The following is a 21753-nucleotide window of genomic DNA, read 5'->3' as shown; positions in this document are numbered from 1 at the left end:
GCAGTGTTCTGTCAGCCTCAGGTAAGGGTTCCGGAACGTCCTGTTTTCCGGGTTTAACGCCCTGGCAAGTAGCGGGAAGGGTCTACCGGGTTGCCGTTTCGGCGTATCTCGAAATGCAACATCGGTTTATCGGTACCCGTACTGCCCAGCTCGGCGATTACCTGTCCGGCTTTTACGTCCTCCCCTTCTTGCACCAGTATCTTGCGATTATGCGCGTATGCACTGAGGTAGTGCTCGCTGTGGTTCACAATAATGAGGTTTCCATACCCTAACAATCCATTCCCTGCGTAGACCACATTGCCTTTTGCCGCGGCTCTCACAGCATCACCGGGTTTACCGGCAATATCAATCCCTTTGTTGACTTTTCCTGATGCTGAGTAACCTGCAATTACAGTGCCATTGTGAGGCCACTGCCAGTCAATATCTGATGCCACCGGTGTTTTGGCCGGACGACTCGAAGCGCTGGTCTGACGACTCCCGGACGTGCGCTGTACCGCCGACTTTGATGGCCTTGGGGAAGCAGACGCCGTTGCCGGGATCCGGCCTTTTTTATCCAGCCGGATCACCTGGCCGGGATGAATGGTCCAGGGAGGCTTCAGGCCGTTGGCATTACCCAGCTCCCGATAATCACGACCGTAGCGCCAGGCGATGCCATAAAGGGTCTCGCCTTTTTTTACCTCGTGCTTACCCCAATACACCGGTGGGTTATAAAGATGATCCTGATAGATTGCACTGGTATTACAGCCGGAGAGCAAGATGAGGGAAAGCAGAAGGATAACGACGCTGACTGCTGGCCTTCCCCGGGTGAAGGGCCGGCCAATGGAGGCTGGCAGAGCGGGCGCCCTGTCAGAGAGTTGCGGTGATCGGCAGCCGGAATAAACAGTCACGTATAAAAATTGCCTGATTATGATAAATCCATCTAAGAAATTGCCACGCTGTGCTGCAATTTCTCACATTTCAGGACTAACTTCCTAATATATTGCATGATTCAACACGGCATACCGTTAATCCTTGTGGTCAGGCTGTTACCGCGAGAAACAACTTCGCGCGTTTGGTAACACTTATTCCTTTCCCGACACCCTTTATGCGTTATTTACCGGTTTCCGCGCCATGCTCTCGAGTATTAGTACCAAAGCCAGACCAAGCAATGCCATCAGTATCGCCGGAACCACCAACGGCTCCTGGTGATACAGGTTCTCCCAGGCTGCCGGCATCACGGGTGTCTGGCTTAACGGAACCTGGTCGCCGGCGCTGTTGGTGCGCCAGCTCAAGGTTTCCTGCCAGGGCCACACTTTTGACAACGCCCCGATCATGAAACCGGTCAACAACACCAGTACCATGTCATGAAAATGCCGGAATGCCAGGGTAATCACTTTCGCGGCCGATAACAGGCCAAGCACGCATCCCGCCAGAAACAGCCCCAGGCTGACAACGTCGAAGCTCTTTACCGCGGCCAGTACCGGGCTGTACATGCCAATAATCAATAGCAGAAAGCTGCCGGAAACACCGGGGAGAATCATCGCGCAAATGGCCAGAGCCCCCGCACCGAGAAACGCCACCCCGGAGGGCGCCACTTCACTGGCCGGCAAGGTGGTCAAAAACCAGGCAATCACAATTCCGGCCAGCAACGGCAGCAGCAAAACCGGTGAGAACCTCCGCACCTGCAGGCTGACATGCCAGACAGAGGCGAGAATCAGGCCAAAGAAAAAACTCCAGATGAGGATAGTATGCTCTGACAGCAGCCAGGTGATCAGCGAGGCGAGAGTTGCGATACTGGTGATAATGCCGACCAGCAGGGTCAGAAGGAAAGGGCCATCCACAGCCTGCCAGAACCGCCGCACCTGGCCTTTGGCCAGATGCCGGAAAACAGCCGCCGGTGCAGCGCTGATCGCTTCCAGCAAACGAAAGTAGATACCGGTAATGAAGGCAATCGTTCCCCCGGACACCCCCGGCACGATATCAGCGGCGCCCATGGCCATGCCCCTCAGAAAAACGCCCACGGGGCCGTGCGAGCGATCAGCGTCAGTGGTGGTGTCACGCATTAACGAATAACTCCGGCCAGTAAAGGCACGAAACGAACAGGTTCGAGTTCGCGGCGCTCAAACCGGTCTCCCCTGCGGACAACCTCCACCAGCACCTGTTGCTCTTCCCCCACCGGGGCAATCAGTACACCGCCCTCGGCCAGCTGTTCCAACAGTTCGGCCGGTACGTCGGTGGGTGCGGCCGTGACGATAATACCATCAAAAGGGCCACGCTCCGGCCAGCCCATACCGCCATCGGCGTGTTTGAGCAGGACATTGCGGCACTGCAGCTTGCGCAGCCGGTCCCGGGCCCGATCCTGCAGGGGACGTATCCGCTCCACGCTGAAGATCTGCGGGAACAGCTGGGCCAGTACAGCCGTCTGGTAACCGGAACCAGTCCCCAGCTCAAGTACCCTTTCCGGCTTGTGCGCCAGAAGCAGCTCAGTCATTCGGGCCACGATGTAGGGTTGTGACAGGGTCTGATTGTGGCCGATGGGCAGTGAGGTGTCTTCGTAGGCCCGGTGGGCCAGCGCTTCGTCCAGAAAAATGTGGCGGGGCACCTGGCCAATGATCTCCAGCACCGCTTCGGATTCGATCCCCGCCTCCCGCAAACGCTGAACCAGGCGCATGCGGGTCCGCCGGGAGGTCATGCCGATACCTTCAAGCATCGCCGTCATTGTGACCTCCCAACGCGTCCAGGCCCTCCGCCCACTCACGCAGAGCAGGCATGGCTTCGTGGCGGGTCATGTCGATATGTACCGGGGTGATCGACACATAGCCCTGGCGCACCGCGTGAAAATCAGTACCAGGACCTGCATCACCACCCTCCCCGGCGGCGCCAATCCAGTAACGTTTCTTGCCCCTCGGGCAGGTCATGGGCACGGCGCCCTCAGCGCGCTCACGATGGCCCAGGCGTGTCACCCGGATGCCCTGCAGTTGTTCCCAGGGCAAATCCGGCACATTGACGTTCAGAATCGAACGTGGTCCCAGGCTGAGTGCAAGGCGGTTTTCCAGCAGCATGCGCACGACACGGGCGGCGGTTTCGTAGTGGTAATGGCCGTCATTAACCAACGACACGGCAATGGCCGGCAAGCCAAGGTGGCGTCCCTCGGTAGCGGCGGCCACGGTACCGGAATAGATAATGTCGTCGCCCAGATTGGCGTGGGTATTGATGCCTGAGACCACCCGGTCAAACGGCTTGTCGAAAAGCCCATTTACCGCCAGGTGAACGCAGTCGGTAGGGGTGCCGTCGATGGACTGGAAACCGTTGGGATGTTCTTCCACCGTCAGCGGACGGTTCAGCGTCAAGGAGTTACTGGCCCCGCTGTGGTCCCGGTCCGGCGCCACAACCTCCAGCTCACCTATGCCTTTCAGCCCTTCATACAGGGCCAACAACCCTGGCGAATGCACGCCATCATCATTGGACAACAGAATACGCACAGTGCTCTCCACAAGGCTCTCCATTAGCCTGACTGTTTATTATTACGGCTGAGGCTCATGTCCTCGAGCTCAAAAATATCGGCAAGGATGGTCGTGGCGTACTGGCCCGGCTGCAGGAAAAATTGCAGGGCCAGGGTCTGGTCATCCAGCCATTGCCAACGAACCTGTTCCGGACGTGCAACCAGGGGCCGACGTTCGGGCTTCATGCGGGTGCTTGAAAACAGTGCGCCGAGACGGGGGTTGGCATCCACCACGCGGCGCTCGAGCACCTCCTGCGGTCCGGTCGCCGTGGTGCCTCCGTCGCCCCAAAGCGGCCCGGATGGCGCGGCCTCGACGGTTGCCGGCTCGCCGTCCATGGGCTCGGCCCAGTTATCGGCCAGCACGCGCTCCGCCAGCACTTCGTTGAACAACCACGAACGTGCCGCCGAAAAGTACAATACGTTTTTCGACGCACTTCTGCCACCTCGCCCCCGCTTACGATTGAGCCGGGTCGGATCCAGGGCCAGGGCTTTGTCGAGGTTGCCGCCACCCATACCGAAACGCTGGGGACCAAAATAATTTGGCGCCCCGCACCGGGCCAAGGATGCCAGAGCCTGGTCCACGATTTCCCGCTCGCCGGTCACAGAACGCAGAACCAGCTCGAAACCATTACCACGATGATCGCCCCGGCGCAGTTTGCGAGCATGGCGCCGGCCAGCCAGAACCGGCCAGCGCTCGCCAATAGCCCGCAACAGCGCGGGATCGTCCTGCTCCTGACCGGGGCGGTACAAGCTGAACCACTGACGGGTGACCGCATGACGGTCTTTCAGACCGCAAAAGCCTACCTCAAACGCCCGACACCCGGCCAAAGCCGCCAGCTCCCGGGCCACGAATTCGGTGTTGTCACCGTTTTTCTCCAGGCGAACACACAAATGCTCACCACCGGAATCCTGTTTACCGGATGCCACCGGAAAATCCGCCGCTTCACCTTCTTCCTCTTCCGGCCACAGACACTCACTCACCCGGAAGTCTTCATTCCGGCTTTTCAACTGTGCCCGTCCCGCACGCTTACCCGCCGAAACCGGCCAATCCAGCCGCCAGTTGGCGGATTCACCCGTCAGGGTCATGACGACACTGCCTCAAGCAAACAAATGGCCTGGCAGGCAATGCCTTCGCCCCGCCCGGTGAAGCCCAGCTTTTCGGTGGTGGTTGCCTTGACGCTCACCCGGTTGGCGGCAATGCCGAGGTCTTCGGCGATGTTCAGGCGCATGCTGTTTACATGGGGCGCCATCTTCGGTGCCTGGGCAATAATGGTGGCATCAATATTCACCACCGCATAACCCTCCTCATGGACCCGCTGCATGACATTGCGCAACAGCACACGGCTGTCTGCTCCGGCCCATTCCTCGCTGGTGTCCGGAAAGAGATGTCCGATATCACCCAGCGCCACAGCCCCAAGCAACGCATCGGCCAGGGCATGCAGCAGTACATCGCCATCTGAATGGGCTTTCAGGGCCTGGTCATGGGGAATACTGACACCGCCCAGAATGACTGAATCACCTTCACAAAAGGCATGAACATCAAAGCCCTGACCAATACGCATAAACGCCTCTGTCTGTCATGAACGATAAACCCAACTCAACCATCCTGCTGAGCCAGCAAAAACTCCGCCAGCGCCAGATCCGCCGGCACCGTGATCTTTATATTGTCCGACCGCCCTTCCACCAGCACCGGCGTATAACCGGAAAACTCCATGGCTGAGGACTCATCCGTCACCGGCAGCCCCCGCTCCAGGCACGAGGCAAGGGCACAACGCAACGCACCAAGACGGAACATCTGCGGCGTAAACGCCCGCCACAACCGGCTGCGGTCCACCGTGGAATCCACCTCCGGCGGCTGCCCACCCCCGGTCTGCTTCAACGTATCCGCCACCGGCGCGGCCAACAAACCTCCGACCGGGTGTTCCACCAACGAATCCACCAGATTGGAGAGATCATGGGGATGCAAGCACGGCCGTGCCGCATCATGTACCAGCACCCAATCCTCATCAGCCGCCTGCCCTGCCAACGCCTGAAGCGCCGCCAGCACAGAATCCGCCCTTTCAGCGCCCCCGGTACAGGTCTGAACCCGCTCATCCCCAGCCGCCACCGAATCCGGCCACCACCGATCCCGGGGATTCAGAGCCACCATACAACCATCAAAAAGACCGCTATCCAGCAAACGGGACAGGGTGACATCCAGAATGAACCGTTGATGAAGCTTCAGATACTGTTTGGGACACTCCGAACGCATACGCTGGCCAATGCCGGCGGCGGGAACAACTAACCAGAATCTGGAATTTACCATAGGAGGGCCTGCACAAAGCTTGAAGAGTGGCGGGGTCGTCCTTTCCAGGACTGTCTGTGGCCATGGATGGCCACAGTCAAGCGTACAGGGAAGTACTCGCAGCGTGTCCTGGAAAGGACGACCCCGACGCTCTGGACGCCCGTATCAGTTTTCAACGACCAGGAAGAAGGTTTCATCCTCCCGAATCAACCCGAGGTTCATCCGCGCCCGCTCCTCAACCGCACCCTGCTCATCCCGAAGGTTACGAACCTCGGCATACAAACGGTCGTTCCGCACCGCCAGCCTGGCATTCTCAGCCCGCTGCTCGGCCACCGCCTCTTCCAGCGACCATACCTGCGCAAAACTGCCTTCCCCTGCCCACAGGCGAACCTGCAGCAAAAGAATCAGTACTACCAGAATGGCCCAAAGCGTTTTCATGCCGCGTCCGTACAAAAAATGAGCATTTTATTGATACAGCTGAAGGAAAAGTATAGACCTTGGAGTAGATTAGCAACAACTTCTTGTAAGTTATTGTATAAAAAGGCCATCGCATGGCCCGGACTAGCCGGAATGCGATGGCCTTCACAGTTTTCCCGACAACCGCCGGGCAATCAGGCGCCGGAGCGTATCAACCCTGGCCCTTGATCTCCTTCAGGCCACGGTATGGAGCCTTGCCTTCCAGCGCTTCCTCGATACGCAGCAGCTGGTTGTACTTGGCCACACGGTCGGAGCGGCACAGGGAGCCGGTCTTGATCTGGCCGGCGCAGGTGGCTACCGCCAGGTCCGCAATGGTGGTGTCTTCGGTTTCACCGGAACGGTGGGAGATCACGGCGGTGTAACCCGCATCGTGGGCCATCTTGATGGCGTCCAAGGTTTCGGTCAGGCTGCCGATCTGGTTGAACTTGATCAGGATGGAGTTACCCACGCCCTTCTCGATACCTTCGCTGAGAATGCGGGTGTTGGTGACGAACAGGTCATCGCCCACCAGTTGAACCTTGCTGCCCAGCTTGTCGGTCAGCACTTTCCAGCCGTCCCAGTCGCTTTCGTCCATGCCATCTTCAATGGAGACAATCGGGAAGCGCTCGCACAGGCCCGCCAGGTAATCGGCGAAGCCTTCGGAATCGAAGCTCTTGCCCTCTCCGGACAGCTGGTACTGGCCGTCTTTGTAGAACTCGGAGGAAGCGCAGTCCAGGGCCAGCGTCACGTCTTTACCCAGTTCATAGCCGGCTTTTTCCACCGCTTCCTGGATGGCCGCCAGGGCCGCTTCGTTGGACGGCAGGTTGGGCGCAAAGCCGCCCTCGTCGCCCACGGCGGTGTTCAGGCCCTGGTTTTTCAGGACTTTTTTCAGGCTGTGGAAAATTTCCGCGCCCACGCGCAAGGCTTCGGCAAAGCTGGTGGTGGCCACCGGCTGCACCATGAATTCCTGGATGTCGACGTTGTTGTCGGCGTGCTCGCCACCGTTGAGGATGTTCATCATCGGCACCGGCATGGAGAACTGGCCGGAGGTGCCGTTTACATCGGCGATGTGCTCGTACAGCGGCTTGCCCAGGGAGGTGGCGGCGGCTTTGGCGGCAGCCAGGGAGACGGCCAGAATGGCGTTGGCGCCCAGGTTGGCCTTGTTGTCGGTGCCGTCCAGGTCGATCATGATCTGGTCGAGGCTGCGCTGGTCGGCGGAGTCTTTGCCAAGGAGTGCGTCGCGGATCTGACCGTTGATGGCTTCAACGGCTTTGCGAACACCTTTGCCAAGATAGCGGGACTGGTCGCCGTCGCGCAGCTCCAGGGCTTCGCGGGAGCCGGTGGAGGCACCGGAGGGGGCGCAGGCGCGGCCCAGGGTGCCGTCTTCCAGGATAACGTCGGCTTCTACGGTGGGGTTACCGCGTGAATCCAGTACCTCACGGCCTTTGATGTTGGCAATCTTGGTCATGCGAAAATGTCTCCAGATTTTCTTTATCTAAATACCTTAAACACCAACACCGCCTATCAGGCGGTGTCGATGGGTTTGAAACTTTTTACCAGGTCGTCCACGGCCTTTACCCGCTCCAGGAACGGTTCCAGCTGGCTCAGGCGCAAAGCGCATGGGCCGTCGCATTTGGCCTGGTCCGGGTCCGGGTGGGCTTCGAGGAACAGACCTGCCAGCCCCTGGGACATGCCGGCCAGGGCCAGGTCGGTGACCTGGGCACGGCGGCCGCCAGCGGAATCTGCCCGGCCACCGGGCATTTGCAGGGAGTGGGTGACGTCGAAAAATACCGGCACGTTCATCTGTTTCATGATGCCGAAGCCCAGCATATCGACCACCAGGTTGTTGTAGCCAAAGCTGCTGCCGCGCTCGCACAGGATGACTTTGTCGTTGCCGGCCTCTTCGCACTTGTTGATGATGTGCTTCATTTCCTGGGGCGCCAGGAACTGGGCTTTCTTGATGTTGATCACCGCGCCGGTTCTGGCCATGGCAACGACCAGGTCTGTCTGGCGGCTCAGGAAGGCCGGCAACTGGATGATGTCGCACACCTCGGCGGCAGGTTGGGCCTGGGCCGGTTCGTGGACGTCGGAGATGATCGGTACGCCGAACTTGTCTTTGATGTCCGCCAGGATCTGCAGGCCTTTTTCCAGGCCAGGCCCCCGGTAGGAATGCATGGACGAGCGGTTGGCCTTGTCAAAGGAGGCCTTGAAGACGTAGGGGATGCCCAGTTTGCCGCAGACATCCACGTACTTTTCCGCCACTTCAAAGGCAAGATCTCTGGATTCCAGTACGTTCATGCCGCCGAACAGCACAAAAGGCTGTTCGTTGGAGATATCGATGCCGGCAACGTTCAGTTTGCTCTGCGCCATGGATCAGGACCCTTTTTTGGCGTTCAGGGCCGCGGATACGAAGCCCTGGAACAGCGGATGGCCGTCACGGGGGGTGGAGGTGAACTCCGGGTGGAACTGGCAGGCCACGAACCAGGGATGGTCGGGCGCCTCCACCACTTCCACCAGCTTGCCGTCGGAGGAGCGTCCGGAGATTTTCAGGCCCGCTTCTTCGAGTTTTGGCAGGAAGTGGTTGTTCACCTCGTAACGGTGGCGATGACGTTCGCGAATGGTTTTCTTGCCGTAGCAACCGGCAATGGTGGAGCCTTCTGTCAGCACGCAATCCTGCGCACCCAGGCGCATGGTGCCACCCAGGTCGGATTCTTCGGTGCGTTCTTCACGTTCGCCGGTGGCATCGAGCCATTCGGTGATCAGGCCAACCACCGGCTCGGCGGTGTGCTCCCGGAATTCCGTGCTGTGGGCGTCTTTCAGGCCGGCGACGTTACGGGCGTATTCGATAACGGCCACCTGCATGCCCAGGCAGATGCCCAGGTACGGCACTTTGTTTTCCCGTGCGTATTGAACGGTGCGAATTTTACCTTCAACGCCCCGCTCGCCGAAGCCACCCGGCACCAGAATGGCGTCTGCGGCTTCCAGCGCGCCGGTGCCGTTCTGCTCGATGTCTTCGGAATCGATGTAATTGATATTAACCTTGGTGCGGGTCTTGATACCGGCATGCAGCAGCGACTCAATCAACGACTTGTAAGCATCAAGCAGCTCCATGTACTTGCCAACCATGGCGATGGTGACTTCCTGCTCGGGGTTCATCAGCGCATCAACCACGTTATCCCATTCACCCAGGTCAGCCGGGTTGGCATCCAGGTTAAAGCGATCAATAACCAGCTGATCCAGACCATAACCATGCAGCATGCGCGGGATGGCGTAGATGGATTTGGCATCTTTCATCGGGATGACCGCGCGCTCTTCCACGTTGGTGAACAGCGCGATCTTGCGGCGGGAGCTGGCGTCCACTTCGTGCTCGGAACGGCACAACAGGATATCCGGCTGCAGGCCGATGGAACGCATTTCCTTAACCGAGTGCTGGGTCGGCTTGGTTTTGATCTCGCCCGCGGTGGCGATGTACGGCACCAGGGTCAGGTGCATGAACAGGGCACGCTGGGGACCGACTTCCACTTTCAACTGGCGGCAGGCTTCAAGGAACGGCAGGGATTCGATATCACCCACGGTACCGCCCACTTCGATCAGCGCCACATCCACGCCGGCGGCGCCTTCCACCACGCGGCGTTTGATTTCGTCAGTGATATGCGGAATGACCTGAACGGTGCCGCCCAGGTAATCACCCCGGCGCTCCTTGCGGATAACTTCCTCGTATACCCGGCCGGTGGTGAAATTGTTACGGCGGCTCATACGGGTACGGATAAAGCGCTCGTAATGGCCGAGATCCAGATCGGTTTCTGCACCATCTTCGGTAACAAATACCTCACCGTGCTGGAAAGGGCTCATGGTGCCGGGGTCTACGTTGATGTAGGGGTCCAGCTTGAGAATGGTGACCTTCAGGCCGCGAGCTTCGAGGATGGCTGCCAGGGAAGCCGAGGCAATACCTTTCCCCAGGGAAGACACAACACCGCCGGTGACGAAAATATAACGCGTCATGCAGATTCCATGATTATCTGGTTCGGTAAAGGAGGGAGATTATTCATCTCAAGATGGGACGCCAGACTACCAGAAAGCCCCCTTCTGCTCAATCACAATCCCTCTCCACAATCAGCCGCCAGCCGGCAGCAGGAGCGCCTCCCGAGTATTGGTCAGAAGTCCACAAATTGCCAATGGCGATCAGTTCGTCGCCTTCCTCGCCCTGCCGGAAAACCAGCGGTAGAGCGGCCCGCTCCCAGGGTGGGACACCCTGTTCCTGGAGCCAGGTTTTCAATAATCTGGAGGGTCGGCCCGGGTGTAACCTGACGCGTTCACCCCCCCGCCTCGTAGATACCCTTATTGGCGACACCGGTGCATCTGCGGTATCGGCTGCCCCGCAAGCTGCCAGCGTTATCCGCCAGGAACCCCAGCGCAGTGGCTTGTCCGGCTCGAGAAACACATCGCCTGCCGGCGTCATGGCATCCGGTACAAAATACAGGTGCTCCCGATACCGGCGCACGGAATAACCGGGGCCCCGCAACTCCGGTTGCCCACCCTCTGCGGCCTCCAGCAATTCCGTCAGCACCTGGTCCCAATCCGCCAGCGAAGGCAGCGGCCAGCCGTTCTGCCTGAACCGCCAGCACAACAGATTGCGTTGCTCGATCCGGTCCAGAGCCCGGAAGCCAGCCAGCGTGACGCGATGCCCTCCATCAGCACAGGCTTGCCAGTGCAGTTCCGCCAGCTTTCGATTCAGGTACTCACTGTCGGCACAGGCCCGGGCACTGTGCGCCACACGCCGCAGCAAACCGGGCCAGCGCTGCTTCAGGCCGGGCACAACGGCGTGGCGCAGATAATTCCGGTCATGGACCTGGCTCTGGTTGCTGGGATCTTCGCGCCAGTCCAGGCCCGCGCCGGCGGCCACCTGCTCAAGCCGCTCGCGCCCGACGGCAAGCCAGGGCCGAAGCAGCCGTCCCTTGCCCAGACTGCGGGTGCGCGGCATGCCGGCCAGACCACCAACACCGGAGCCTCGCAGCAGTCGAAACAGGACGGTCTCCAGCTGATCATCGGCGTGGTGGGCCATCAACAGCAGGTCGCCTGGCTGCTGGAGATGATCGAACACCCGGTACCGGGCATTGCGCGCGGCATCTTCCAGGCCGCCCGCCTGCCCGGTTCCAACCGGCACCGAGATTCGTTCAACAATGATGGGGACTGACAATTCAGCGCAAACATCGCGACAGAACTGTTCGGTTTCTTCGTGATCGGGCTGGAGTTGATGATTGACGTGCACGGCAACCACATCGGCATGGCAGGCTGCGGCCACATGCAATAGCAGAAGGGAATCGAGACCACCGCTGAGGGCAACCCGAAGGGCCCGGTGTTCAGGAAGGGAGCGGACTGGCCGGCTCAGATCGTCCGGCCAGTCGGTAACCGGGGCGGGTTTACCGCCCGTTTTCATACTTGGTCAGGCGCTTGTAACGACGAGCGAGCAAATCGTCCATCGACAAACGGCCGAGTTCTTCCAGGCTCTGCACCAGACGGGCCTTCAGGCTTTCCGCCATTTTTTCCGGATTACGGTGCGCGCCACCCAGCGGCTCCGGAATCACATTGTCAGCCACGCCCAGCTCTTTCAGACGCTCGGCGGTTACACCCATGGCTTCAGCCGCCTGGGATGCGTAATCCGCACTCTTCCACAAGATGGAAGCACAGCCTTCCGGGGAAATAACGGCATAGGTGGAGTACTGGAGCATGTTCAGCTCGTCGCCCACGCCGATGGCCAGCGCACCACCGGAGCCGCCTTCACCGATCACATTACAGACAATCGGGGTTTTCAGGCGCGACATCACCGCCAGGTTGAAGGCGATGGCCTCACTCTGGCCGCGCTCTTCGGCACCAATACCGGGATAGGCCCCCGGGGTGTCGATGAAGGTCAGGATCGGCATCTTGAAGCGCTCGGCCATTTCCATCAGGCGCAGGGCCTTGCGGTAGCCTTCCGGGCGCGGCATGCCGAAGTTACGGCGAACCTTCTCTTTCACCTCGCGACCTTTCTGATGCCCGATGATCATGACCGGCTGGTTGTTCAGCCGGGCCGTGCCACCAATGATCGCCAGGTCATCCGCGTAGCGACGGTCACCGTGCAGTTCATCGAAGTCATCGAACATCATCTCGATGTAATCCCGGGTATAGGGCCGGCGCGGGTGACGGGCCAGGCGGGCCACATCCCAGGATTTGAGGTCGGAGAAGATGCTTTCAGTCAGGCTGACGCTCTTCTTTTTCAGACGGGTAATTTCGTCTGTGATGTTGATGTCGGTATCGTTTCCGACCATGCGAAGCTCTTCGATTTTAGCTTCCAGGTCGGCAATGGGCTGTTCGAAATCCAGGTAATTAGGGTTCATGATGTTCCATCATTTGCTTGCTTGGCCGGCACTAAGACGGCCAACACCAGAATTTGGGATAAAGATAACAGTGCCGCAAAGGCAGCTAAAGCGGACATTGGTATAAGGCCCGCTGAACGGTTTTTAATCATACACAAGCTCGACCGAATGATCGCCCACCAGATGTTTGAGTTCAAATAGCAAGCTGTCATCCGGCTGCACCCGCCAGGACTCCCCAAGCTCGATGCGCGTGCTGGCCTGTTCGCCAAGGTATTCAATCCACACCGGACTGCCCTCGCAACGGAACGGCTGAAGCGTTTCGCCAAGCTTGTCCAGGAGTCCATTCTGCAACTGTTTTTCATGCAGGGAAAGGCGCAGGCCCCGACTGAACTGCTGGCGCGCCGTGGCCACATCCATGACCGAGTTCACCCGCATCTTCATCTGCCCGGAGTAATCATCGTGACTGACCTGGCCTTCCACCACAATCACCTGATCGGATTGCAGTAGTTCCCGGTTCTCGAAAAAGGCTTCTGAGAAGAGCGTTGCCTCGATGCGGGCGCTGCGATCATCCAGCGTGATAAAGCACATGGTGGAGCCAGTGCGGGTTTTCATGGTGCGCTGGGCAACCACCAGCCCCGCCACCCGTTGCGGCGATTTATTGGGCTTCAAATCGGCAATGGAGGAGCGCACAAACCGGCGGACCTCTTTTTCGTACTCGTCAAACGGGTGACCGGTGAGGTAGAGCCCCAGGGTGTCCTTTTCCCCTTTCAGACGCTGTTTTTCCGGCCACTCGCGCACATCGGCCACATCCGCGTAGGGATCATCATCCTCACCACCGGCGTGCAGCATTTCACCAAACATGTCGATCATGCCGGCGGCGTCGTTCCTGGATTGCTGATCCGCCTGCTGGATGGCCTTTTCAATACTGGCCATCAACTGGGCGCGGCTGGGGCCGAGCTTGTCCATGGCACCGGAACGAATGAGTGCTTCCAGAGCCCGTTTGTTGACCTTTTTCAGATCAATGCGCCGGCAGAAGTCAAAGATGTCCTGGAAGGGACCATCCTCCGCCGCCGCCACGATGCTGTCGATCGGGCCTTCACCCAGGCCCTTGATGGCACCCAGGCCATAGACGATCTGACCATCGTCATTAACGGTAAAGGTGTAGGCCGAGCGACTGACATCCGGAACCAGCAAATCCAGCCCCATGGCCCGACACTCTTCCACCAGCGTGACCACCTTGTCGGTGTTCTGCATATCGGCGGTCAGTACCGCGGCCATGAACTCGGCCGGGTAATGGGCTTTCAGCCACAGGGTCTGGTATGACACCAGCGCGTAGGCCGCGGAGTGGGATTTGTTGAAGCCGTAGCCGGCGAACTTTTCCACCAGGTCGAAGATGTTTTCCGCCAGGGTCTTGTCGATGCCGTTTTTCTCGCAGCCATCGAGGAAGATCTGTTTCTGCTTGGCCATTTCCTCGGGTTTTTTCTTACCCATGGCCCGGCGCAGCATGTCCGCCCCGCCCAGCGTATACCCCGCCATCACCTGGGCAATCTGCATGACCTGCTCCTGGTACAGAATGACCCCGTAGGTGGGCTCCAGTACCGGCTTCAGGCCTTCGTACTGGTAATCCGGGTGCGGGAAGGACACCGGCTGACGGCCGTGCTTGCGGTCAATGAAGTCGTCCACCATGCCCGATTGCAGCGGGCCGGGGCGGAACAGGGCCACCAGGGCGATCATTTCTTCCAGCGAATCCGGCTGCAGGCGCCGGATCAGGTCTTTCATGCCCCGGGATTCGAGCTGGAAGACGGCGGTGGTTTCCGCCTTTTTCAGCATGTCGAACGAGGGTTTGTCGTCCAGGGGAATGGTGGCAATATCCAGCTCCCCTTCCCCGCGCTTCTCCCGGCGCGGGTTGATCATGTTCAGGGCCCACTTGATGATGGTGAGCGTTCGCAGGCCCAGGAAGTCGAACTTCACCAGCCCGGCGTCTTCCACATCGCCCTTGTCGAACTGGGTGACCAGGCTGCCGCCCTCGTCGTCGCAGTACAGCGGCGAGAAGTCGGTGATCTTGGTGGGCGCGATCACCACGCCCCCGGCGTGTTTACCGGCGTTCCGGCACACGCCTTCGAGCTTGAGGGCCATTTCCCAGATTTCCTGGGCTTCCTCGTCGTTCTCAAGAAACTCCACCAGCTGGGGCTCCTGCTCCAGGGCTTTTTCCAGCGTCATGCCCGGCTCGAACGGGATCAGCTTGGAAAGCTTGTCTGCCAGCCCGTAGGATTTGCCCTGCACCCGTGCGACATCACGCACCACCGCTTTGGCGGCCATGGTGCCGAAGGTGATGATCTGGGACACCGCTTCCCGGCCGTATTTCTCGGCGGTGTATTCAATGACCCGGTCGCGGCCTTCCATGCAGAAGTCCACGTCGAAGTCGGGCATGGAGACCCGTTCGGGGTTCAGGAAGCGCTCGAACAGCAGGTCGTATTCCAGTGGGTCCAGGTCGGTGATCATCTGGGCGTAGGCCACCAGGGAACCGGCACCGGAGCCCCGGCCGGGCCCCACCGGCACGCCGTTGTTCTTGGCCCACTTGATGAAGTCCATCACGATCAGGAAGTAGCCCGGAAAGCCCATCTGGATAATGATGTCCAGCTCGAAGTTCAGGCGCTTGTAGTAGGCTTCACGCTTGGCCTCGTATTCCGGGTCGTCTTTGCTCAGGGTTTTGGCCAGGCGCTCTTCCAGCCCCTCTTCCGAGACCTTCCGGAAGAACTCGTCCATGGTCATGCCGTCCGGAATCGGGTAATCCGGCAGGAAATATTCCCCCATGCGCACCTGCACCGAACAGCGCCGGGCAATCTCCACGGTGTTCTCGACCGCCTCGGGAATGTCCGAGAACAGCTCAATCATTTCCTCGGGGCTGCGCAGGTACTGCTGGTCACTGAACCGGCGATCCCGGCGAGGATCGTCCAGGGTACGACTCTCACCGATACAGACACGGGCCTCGTGGGCCTCGAAATCCTCTGCCTCCAGGAAGTGGACATCGTTGGTGGCCACCACCGGCAGATCCATTTCGGCCGCCAGCTCGAGATTCAGGTGCAGACAGTCTTCATCGCCCGGGCGCCCGGTGCGCTGAAGTTCCAGGTAATAACTGTCCGGATACAGCTTGCGCCAGTAGTCCGCCCGCTCGCGGGCCAGTTCCGGCTTGCCGGCCATCAACGCCTTGCCGACATCGCCCAGCTTGGCACCAGACAGCACAATCAACCCATTGGCCCGCGCTTCCAGCCATTCACGCCGTATAATCGGTTTGCCATGGTGCTGACCATCGGTGTAGCCGAGGGAAATGATTTCGGTGAGATTCAGGTAGCCGTCGTTATCCCGCGCCAGTAACGTCAGCCGGAACGGATTGTCGGGTTCTTCCGCGTTTTCCAGCCAGATGTCGGCGCCAATGATGGGCTTCACGCCGGCCCCCAGTGCCGCTTTATAAAAGCGCACCAACGAGCACATGTTGGACTGCTCTGTCAGCCCGACAGCCGGCATTCCCAGCTCGGCGGTACGGCTGATCAGCGGTTTCACCCGCACCAGGCCGTCCACCATGGAGTATTCGGAATGAACGCGAAGGTGTACGAAAGTATTCGGCATATCGAGCGGGAGTTCCTGCTTCTGTTTTCTGGGGAGCCAAATGGTACCACTGTTCGATTGCCCCAGGCAGGGTACTGAACAATCGGAGCAACTGGTAAACTCGCGCACTGGCCTGGCGGCCACCAGCGCCACGCCCCGCTAACCGGCAATTTACCAAGGAAAATCCATGCTCAGAAACGAAAAGGCGCGCACCACGGCCCGAATCACTTTTGCCCTGTACCTGGCCACCCTGGCTACTCTGGTGGCCACCACGTTCTGGCCCAAACCGGTGGAGGACGTTTCAATCACTCTGATGCTGGCCGTGAAACTGATCCCGCTGCTGCCGTTTGCCATTCCGGTGTTCCGGGGCCATAGCCGGGGTTATATCTGGATGGCGTTTGTCATCATTTTCTATTTCACCCAGGCGGTGGTCTCTGCCTGGCTGAGCAAGGGCGCGCCAGGACCGGTTATCCTGACCATCCTGACTCTCTCGCTGTTCGTGGTTGCCATGGTGCACCTGAAGGTCAACCGGCACCCAGCGGCATAGCCAGCCTCCGCCCAGCCCTCAAGCCTGGGGGCGCAATCCGCACTGGCCCAGCAGTTTCTGCCAGTGCCGGGTGTGCCGGGCCATTGCCCGGTCCAGCTCCCACCAAAGGCTGCCCTCCAGATCGCGGGCCAGGTGCCGCCGGTACCAGTCATTGAATGACTCGGGCATAACGCCGGCCTGCTGTTGTGCCAGTTGTTCAAGCTCGGCAATCAGGGTGTCATGGGCACGGCTGACAAGGCTCATATAGGGCTGGATTTTCTCGATATAGATCGCGAAAAAGAAATTCTGGACAATATCCGACTGGTTATTGGGGTTGCCGTTCAGGCAAAGCGGACGTTCATCAATTCGCACTTCAAGCATCCGCGTGCCGGCGTTCATGGTGGCTATCAGCAGGCGCGCACTGTTGATCAGTTGCCCCGCTTTGAACTCGGCCTGCCAGCGCTGGTGGATGGCGCCCAGATCAGCCAGGGAAACCTCCAGTTGCTGGCTGGCCAGTTGCTCAACCATGCCATTCAATTGCCGGAGGTCTCGCACCAGATCCGCACTGCTGCCGGCATTGTAATCGACCGGATAATACCCTTTGGAAAGGGTCAACAGGCGTTCAATTTCCTCACTTCCCCAGGTTGCGTTCCAGACTGCCTTTGCCAGCGATTCCCGTTTGCTGGTCACGGCTTTACGCAGGTCGTCATGCAATTCGGTGTCATCAATCTCCGGCAAACAGGCTTCGGCCGCCTGAATAAACCGCACTTCATACCGCAGCCGGTTAACCGGCTGCATGACCCGCCCGAGCACCGAGGCTTTTTCGCCGATCACCACCTGAAGTTCACAGCCATAGAGCGACAGAAAATCCAGCATGCCCAGTTCCAGCTCGGGCAGGGACTGCAACCGCTCACGCCGGCGAGGAAGGGGGCTGGCCGTTGGCAATGGCGGGCGTTCGACAGCTTCGACCTCGAGCACCCGGGCCAGGCGCTCGAGGTACTCGTTCATCATCGGCTCGGCTTCGGTAAAATTGTCGCAGCCGGATAACCAGACTGCCAGCATCACCACAAACAGCCCTCTGAACATAGCCCCCCCCTGATCGCAGCACCGATGCCGGTCAATGCCCTCCGTGGATTTCGCGGTTGCGCTGCTTGTCCCGGTCGCCCTTGCGAACCATGACGTAGACCGCACCGGTGCCGCCATGGTGTTTTTGCGCTGAATGGAACGCCAGCACGTCCGCCAGCTCAGGCAGCCACTTGGCGACATGACTTTTGATATGCGCGACTCCGTCCGGATTCCGCTCTCCCTTGCCATGGAGAATGATGACCGAACGCAAACCGTAGCGCACACAATCATTGATGAAGCCAAACACCTCCCGGCGCGCCTCATCTACCGTCATACGATGCAAATCGAGCCTGGCTTCAATGGGATACTGGCCAAGGCGCAGTTTTTTGAACACACCGTGCTGAACGCCAGGGCGCTGCCAGCTGAGCACATCGTGGGCGGTCAGCGGCTCGACCATGTCGGCGGTCAGGGGATTGCGGTCAACCGCGGGCTGTGCCACCGCCGCCCGCTGGCGCTCCAGGTGGCCTGGCGTCAATTCACGGGGGGTCGACACCTCGGCCTTGTTGGGTTTGCGGATACGACGCACATCCTGCATTTCTTCGAGGAAAGCCAGGCGTTCATCTTTACTGGTCATGGCAAATCAGTCCGGAGATTGACGAGTGTCAGAACTTTACCACCGGTATCCGTCACCATAAAGCATTGCCCTGCGACCAAAATCCTAGGGTAAATGTACAAACCACTGATACACTTCAGGCGGAAAACAACAACACCCGGCCACCGGTGCAACCGTCAGGCCGGCAAGGAATGGATCTCACTATGGCTGCAGCAAACCCGGAAAACACGCCCCAGAACAACCGCGCCATCATGGCTTTTTTGAGACACCATGCACCTTTCTCCAGCATGGATGATTCCCATCTGGCGCACTTTGCCGAACACGCGACCCTGAGTTTCTACGCCGACGGCGATGTCGTGCTGTCACCCGATGACGGCATGGTGCAACGTTTTTACGTGGTTAAGCAGGGGCTGATCCGGGGCGAGCGCCTTAACAAGGAAACCGGGCAGGTGGAACCAACATTTGAGATCTGTCCGGGCGAGTGCTTCCCCCTGGCGGCGCTTGTGGGGGAACGGCCCACCCGCACACTGCACCGCTCGGCCGGTGATACGTTTTGCCTGAGCATTGACCACGATGCCTTTGTCACTCTGTTTTCCGAAAGCGATCCGTTCCGGGATTTCTGCCTGCGCGGGGTCAGCAGTCTGCTGGATCAGGTCAACAAGCGTATTCAGTCCAATGCCATGGCCTCCATCGGGTCCAGCAACAGCCTGGACACCCCACTGGACCGCTTCGCCCTGCGCAACCCCATTGTCTGCACACCGGATCTCCCGGTGCGCAAGGCGGTGGCAAAGATGCACGAGAATGATGTGGGCAGCATCATCATCACCGATGACAGCCGCCAGCCCAAAGGCATCTTCACCCTGCGCGATCTTCGCACCATGGTGGCCGAGGAAAAAGCACCGCTGAACACCCCGATCAGCCAGTTGATGACGCCAAACCCCAAGTCTTTGCCAACCACGGCCGATGCTTTCGAGGCCGCCATGCTGATGGCCGAGCACCACTTCGCGCACCTGGTGGTGGTCGATGAGGAAAATCGCCTGGCGGGCGTGGTTTCTCAGAGCGACCTGTTCAGTCTGCAACGGGTCGATCTGGTCAACCTGGCGCGGACCATTGGTACCGCGCCGAACCTGCAGGCCCTGGTCAGCTTCCGCACGGATGTTTCACGGCTGGTGGATACCATGCTGGCCCACGGGGCAGATTCCGGCCAGGTGGTCAAGATCATCACCACCCTGAACGACATCACCGTGCGGCGGGTAATCGAACTGAACCTGCGCCAGAATGACCCGGGCATTCCGTTCACCTGGCTGACCTTCGGCAGCGAAGGCCGTCAGGAACAAACCCTGCTGACCGACCAGGACAACGGTATTCTGTTTGAGACACCCGAAGGCATGACGCCCGATGATGTCCGGGAAAAGCTGCTGCCCTTTGCCCGCAAGCTCAATGACGAACTGGCTGAATGCGGGTTTACCCTGTGCAAGGGCAACATCATGGCCAGTAACCCCAAGCTGTGCCTGAGCGAGGAAGAATGGGACGACTGGTTCCAGAGGTTCATCGAGTCCTCCACCCCACAGAACATTGTCTATTCGTCGATCTTTTTGGACATGCGGTCCATTTTCGGTCCCGAGGAACCCTTAAAGCGCCTGCTAAACAGGGTGCTCGAGCGCATTCGCAAAAACGCCCTGTTCCAGAAAATGCTGGCGGCCAACGCCTTTGAGCGCAAGCCGCCACTGACCATGTTCAACAATTTCCGTTATCTGAACGACGAGAAAAAACACTCGCTGGATCTCAAGCGTCAGGGGCTCGCGCCGTTCGTCGAAGCCGTGCGGGTCTTTGCCCTGGCCAATGGCGTGGAGCAGGCCAACACCCTTGAACGGATGGAAGAACTGGCCAAAATCGGTTTCTTCGATGCCAAAGACGCCAACGCCTGGCAAGAGGCGTACAGCCTGATACAAGCCATCCGCATGCGGGCCCACCAGGAAATGCTGCAAAACGGCGAGGAGCTGACCAACTACATTGATCCGGACGACCTGAACCCACTCGATCGCCGGATTCTGCGGGAATCCTTCCGACAGGCCCAACGGCTCCAGCAAAAACTGGAAGTGACATACCAACTGTAAGGTAACGGAACCCGAATGTTCGATTACATCAAGCAGTGGCTGGCCGAACGCCGCGGAACGACGCTGGGCAATCATGACACCGACAACCTGCCCGAGCCGAAAACGGCCGGTGATCAGCCCTTGTCAAAATGCCGCCTGATCGTTCTGGACCTGGAGACTACTGGCCTGAACCCGCAAAAAGATGAGGTGATTGCTATCGGCGCCGTGGCCATCGAAGCCAACGCCATTCACCTGAACGACCAGTTCGACCTGATTCTGCGTCGTCCCGAGCTGGATATCCGCGAAACGGTGCTGATACACGGCATCGGCACCGAGGCCCTGGCCGACGGCCATGAAACCGAAGATGCGCTATTGCACCTGCTAGAATGGATGAACGGCGACCCGATCCTGGCCTACCACTCGGCCTTCGACCAGCGGTTTCTTGAAAAAACACTGAAAGCAGAACTCGGCTACACTACGCCACACCTGTGGATGGATGTGGCGGAATTGATGCCGGCCTTTTTCCCGAAAGCGGATATTAAAGGCAAGGGTCTGGACGACTGGTCCGAGCTGTTTGGCCTGGAAGCAAGTGAACGGCACCACGCAGCCGCGGATGCCCTGGTCACCGCCGAGCTGGTCCTGGTAGCCCTCAACCAGGCCCGCAAAACCAAGGTTAACACCTTGAAAGAATTGACAGACAAGCTGCACTATCAGCGCCGCTTACAGAACATGAAGCGGCTCCAGTAACCCCGTGCACTGATCAAAAATAAGGCAAGTTATTGAGAGTTAGACTATTTGCCAATATCTATAAATATGTCCAAAGGTAAAGTCGGAGGTGACAATAAGGAGAAAAACGTACATGAATAATAAATTCTCTAGAAGCAATAACTCACCCAAAACCCACCCAACCTCCACAATAACAAGTGACTGTGGTGTCAATTCCATAAATTAAGCCATTTCAGCCCGCCATGGTTCCTGGTTTTTGATCATGGTATTGAGCACCACAATCATCTTTCTCATGCAGGCGATGAGGGCGACTTTCGGGATCTTGCCCTGGGCTTTTAGTCGTTCATAAAAGCGTTTGAATACCGGGTTGCACTGGATGGATGAGAGCATGGCCATGAACATCACGGTGCGGACTCTGTGGCGGCCACCTCGTATCCTCCGTTTGCCATTGAGCTTGCCGCTATCTCGGTTGATGGGTGCGACGCCTACCAATGCAGCGATCTCTTTTCGGTTCAGCGAACCGAGCTCTGGAAGTTCACTCAGGAAA

General features: G+C 59.0%; 20 protein-coding genes. 3 read left to right on the top strand and 17 right to left on the bottom strand.

The window, feature by feature from the left end:
• Positions 1-53: 53 nt before the first annotated feature.
• From BMZ63_RS14280 to dnaE, 14 genes are all read right to left on the bottom strand, one after another.
• Positions 54-776, bottom strand: a complete 723-nt coding sequence (locus tag BMZ63_RS14280; protein WP_244888406.1) for a peptidoglycan DD-metalloendopeptidase family protein — start codon at positions 774-776, stop codon at positions 54-56.
• A 306-nt stretch (positions 777-1082) separates the two neighbouring features.
• Positions 1083-2042 (bottom strand): DUF368 domain-containing protein, encoded by a 960-nt coding sequence (locus BMZ63_RS14275; RefSeq protein ID WP_227663675.1) that lies wholly within the window; start codon positions 2040-2042, stop codon positions 1083-1085.
• On the bottom strand, positions 2042-2698 hold the full coding sequence (locus BMZ63_RS14270; RefSeq protein WP_091706546.1) for a protein-L-isoaspartate(D-aspartate) O-methyltransferase: 657 nt from the start codon (positions 2696-2698) through the stop codon (positions 2042-2044). Before BMZ63_RS14270 ends, BMZ63_RS14275 begins: the two co-directional genes overlap by 1 nt.
• Positions 2682-3461, bottom strand: a complete 780-nt coding sequence (gene surE / locus BMZ63_RS14265; protein WP_091706609.1) for a 5'/3'-nucleotidase SurE — start codon at positions 3459-3461, stop codon at positions 2682-2684. The genes BMZ63_RS14270 and surE overlap by 17 nt, the downstream gene beginning before the upstream one ends.
• 23 nt (positions 3462-3484) lie before the next feature.
• Positions 3485-4567 carry a tRNA pseudouridine(13) synthase TruD gene (gene truD, locus BMZ63_RS14260; RefSeq protein ID WP_091706544.1) on the bottom strand — a complete coding sequence of 361 codons (1083 nt, stop codon included), beginning with the start codon at positions 4565-4567 and terminating at the stop codon, positions 3485-3487.
• Entirely contained in the window at positions 4564-5043 is a 480-nt protein-coding gene (gene ispF, locus BMZ63_RS14255) for a 2-C-methyl-D-erythritol 2,4-cyclodiphosphate synthase (protein ID WP_091706542.1), read from the bottom strand. The genes truD and ispF overlap by 4 nt, the downstream gene beginning before the upstream one ends.
• A gap of 35 nt (positions 5044-5078) precedes the next feature.
• Entirely contained in the window at positions 5079-5786 is a 708-nt protein-coding gene (gene ispD, locus BMZ63_RS14250) for a 2-C-methyl-D-erythritol 4-phosphate cytidylyltransferase (RefSeq protein ID WP_091706540.1), read from the bottom strand.
• Positions 5787-5930: 144 nt separating this feature from the next.
• Positions 5931-6203 (bottom strand): septum formation initiator family protein, encoded by a 273-nt coding sequence (locus BMZ63_RS14245; RefSeq protein WP_091706538.1) that lies wholly within the window; start codon positions 6201-6203, stop codon positions 5931-5933.
• 190 nt (positions 6204-6393) lie between these two features.
• On the bottom strand, positions 6394-7689 hold the full coding sequence (gene eno / locus BMZ63_RS14240) for a phosphopyruvate hydratase (protein WP_091706536.1): 1296 nt from the start codon (positions 7687-7689) through the stop codon (positions 6394-6396).
• Positions 7690-7745: 56 nt separating this feature from the next.
• Entirely contained in the window at positions 7746-8591 is an 846-nt protein-coding gene (gene kdsA, locus BMZ63_RS14235; protein WP_091706534.1) for a 3-deoxy-8-phosphooctulonate synthase, read from the bottom strand.
• Positions 8592-8594: 3 nt separating this feature from the next.
• Positions 8595-10223 (bottom strand): CTP synthase, encoded by a 1629-nt coding sequence (locus tag BMZ63_RS14230; protein ID WP_091706532.1) that lies wholly within the window; start codon positions 10221-10223, stop codon positions 8595-8597.
• A gap of 88 nt (positions 10224-10311) precedes the next feature.
• Positions 10312-11658 (bottom strand): tRNA lysidine(34) synthetase TilS, encoded by a 1347-nt coding sequence (tilS, locus tag BMZ63_RS14225; protein ID WP_091706530.1) that lies wholly within the window; start codon positions 11656-11658, stop codon positions 10312-10314.
• A complete protein-coding gene (gene accA / locus BMZ63_RS14220; RefSeq protein ID WP_091706528.1) occupies positions 11642-12595 on the bottom strand; it encodes an acetyl-CoA carboxylase carboxyl transferase subunit alpha in 954 nt (317 codons plus the stop codon). The genes tilS and accA overlap by 17 nt, the downstream gene beginning before the upstream one ends.
• Before the next feature lie 123 nt (positions 12596-12718).
• Complete coding sequence (dnaE, locus tag BMZ63_RS14215; RefSeq protein ID WP_091706527.1) at positions 12719-16201, bottom strand: DNA polymerase III subunit alpha; 3483 nt, start codon at positions 16199-16201, stop codon at positions 12719-12721.
• A 166-nt stretch (positions 16202-16367) separates the two neighbouring features.
• Here dnaE and BMZ63_RS14210 point away from each other — a divergent pair, with 166 nt between their 5' ends.
• On the top strand, positions 16368-16727 hold the full coding sequence (locus BMZ63_RS14210; protein WP_091706525.1) for a DUF2069 domain-containing protein: 360 nt from the start codon (positions 16368-16370) through the stop codon (positions 16725-16727).
• Between the two features lie 18 nt (positions 16728-16745).
• Here the strand turns inward: BMZ63_RS14210 and BMZ63_RS14205 are convergent, their stop codons facing one another.
• Both BMZ63_RS14205 and smrA read right to left on the bottom strand, forming a co-directional pair.
• Entirely contained in the window at positions 16746-17792 is a 1047-nt protein-coding gene (locus tag BMZ63_RS14205; protein ID WP_091706524.1) for a DUF3080 domain-containing protein, read from the bottom strand.
• 31 nt (positions 17793-17823) lie between these two features.
• Positions 17824-18405: a DNA endonuclease SmrA gene (gene smrA / locus BMZ63_RS14200; protein WP_091706521.1), complete on the bottom strand. Its 582-nt coding sequence runs from the start codon at positions 18403-18405 to the stop codon at positions 17824-17826.
• A gap of 182 nt (positions 18406-18587) precedes the next feature.
• On the opposite strand from smrA, the gene BMZ63_RS14195 reads away from it, so the two are divergent.
• On the top strand, positions 18588-20501 hold the full coding sequence (locus tag BMZ63_RS14195) for a putative nucleotidyltransferase substrate binding domain-containing protein (RefSeq protein WP_091706519.1): 1914 nt from the start codon (positions 18588-18590) through the stop codon (positions 20499-20501).
• A gap of 15 nt (positions 20502-20516) precedes the next feature.
• Positions 20517-21227 carry a 3'-5' exonuclease gene (locus BMZ63_RS14190; protein WP_091706517.1) on the top strand — a complete coding sequence of 237 codons (711 nt, stop codon included), beginning with the start codon at positions 20517-20519 and terminating at the stop codon, positions 21225-21227.
• A gap of 201 nt (positions 21228-21428) precedes the next feature.
• Here BMZ63_RS14190 and BMZ63_RS14185 read toward each other — a convergent pair.
• The coding region (locus BMZ63_RS14185; protein WP_143072225.1) for a transposase at positions 21429-21753 on the bottom strand (325 nt) is incomplete at its 5' end.

This window comes from Marinobacter persicus (genome assembly GCF_900114155.1).
GTDB lineage: Bacteria > Pseudomonadota > Gammaproteobacteria > Pseudomonadales > Oleiphilaceae > Marinobacter > Marinobacter persicus.
This window is presented reverse-complemented; position numbering and strand designations above follow the sequence as displayed.

What these genes read in the sequence shown, in the direction of transcription:
- ispD (WP_091706540.1), bottom strand. Translation starts at nt 5,786, where the DNA reads ATGGTAAATTCCAGATTCTGGTTAGTTGTTCCCGCCGCCGGCATTGGC.
- smrA (WP_091706521.1), bottom strand. Translation starts at nt 18,405, where the DNA reads ATGACCAGTAAAGATGAACGCCTGGCTTTCCTCGAAGAAATGCAGGAT.
- kdsA (WP_091706534.1), bottom strand. Translation starts at nt 8,591, where the DNA reads ATGGCGCAGAGCAAACTGAACGTTGCCGGCATCGATATCTCCAACGAA.
- BMZ63_RS14205 (WP_091706524.1), bottom strand. Translation starts at nt 17,792, where the DNA reads ATGTTCAGAGGGCTGTTTGTGGTGATGCTGGCAGTCTGGTTATCCGGC.
- accA (WP_091706528.1), bottom strand. Translation starts at nt 12,595, where the DNA reads ATGAACCCTAATTACCTGGATTTCGAACAGCCCATTGCCGACCTGGAA.
- ispF (WP_091706542.1), bottom strand. Translation starts at nt 5,043, where the DNA reads ATGCGTATTGGTCAGGGCTTTGATGTTCATGCCTTTTGTGAAGGTGAT.
- BMZ63_RS14245 (WP_091706538.1), bottom strand. Translation starts at nt 6,203, where the DNA reads ATGAAAACGCTTTGGGCCATTCTGGTAGTACTGATTCTTTTGCTGCAG.
- BMZ63_RS14190 (WP_091706517.1), top strand. Translation starts at nt 20,517, where the DNA reads ATGTTCGATTACATCAAGCAGTGGCTGGCCGAACGCCGCGGAACGACG.
- BMZ63_RS14270 (WP_091706546.1), bottom strand. Translation starts at nt 2,698, where the DNA reads ATGACGGCGATGCTTGAAGGTATCGGCATGACCTCCCGGCGGACCCGC.
- dnaE (WP_091706527.1), bottom strand. Translation starts at nt 16,201, where the DNA reads ATGCCGAATACTTTCGTACACCTTCGCGTTCATTCCGAATACTCCATG.
- truD (WP_091706544.1), bottom strand. Translation starts at nt 4,567, where the DNA reads ATGACCCTGACGGGTGAATCCGCCAACTGGCGGCTGGATTGGCCGGTT.
- eno (WP_091706536.1), bottom strand. Translation starts at nt 7,689, where the DNA reads ATGACCAAGATTGCCAACATCAAAGGCCGTGAGGTACTGGATTCACGC.
- BMZ63_RS14210 (WP_091706525.1), top strand. Translation starts at nt 16,368, where the DNA reads ATGCTCAGAAACGAAAAGGCGCGCACCACGGCCCGAATCACTTTTGCC.
- BMZ63_RS14275 (WP_227663675.1), bottom strand. Translation starts at nt 2,042, where the DNA reads ATGCGTGACACCACCACTGACGCTGATCGCTCGCACGGCCCCGTGGGC.
- BMZ63_RS14195 (WP_091706519.1), top strand. Translation starts at nt 18,588, where the DNA reads ATGGCTGCAGCAAACCCGGAAAACACGCCCCAGAACAACCGCGCCATC.
- BMZ63_RS14230 (WP_091706532.1), bottom strand. Translation starts at nt 10,223, where the DNA reads ATGACGCGTTATATTTTCGTCACCGGCGGTGTTGTGTCTTCCCTGGGG.
- tilS (WP_091706530.1), bottom strand. Translation starts at nt 11,658, where the DNA reads ATGAAAACGGGCGGTAAACCCGCCCCGGTTACCGACTGGCCGGACGAT.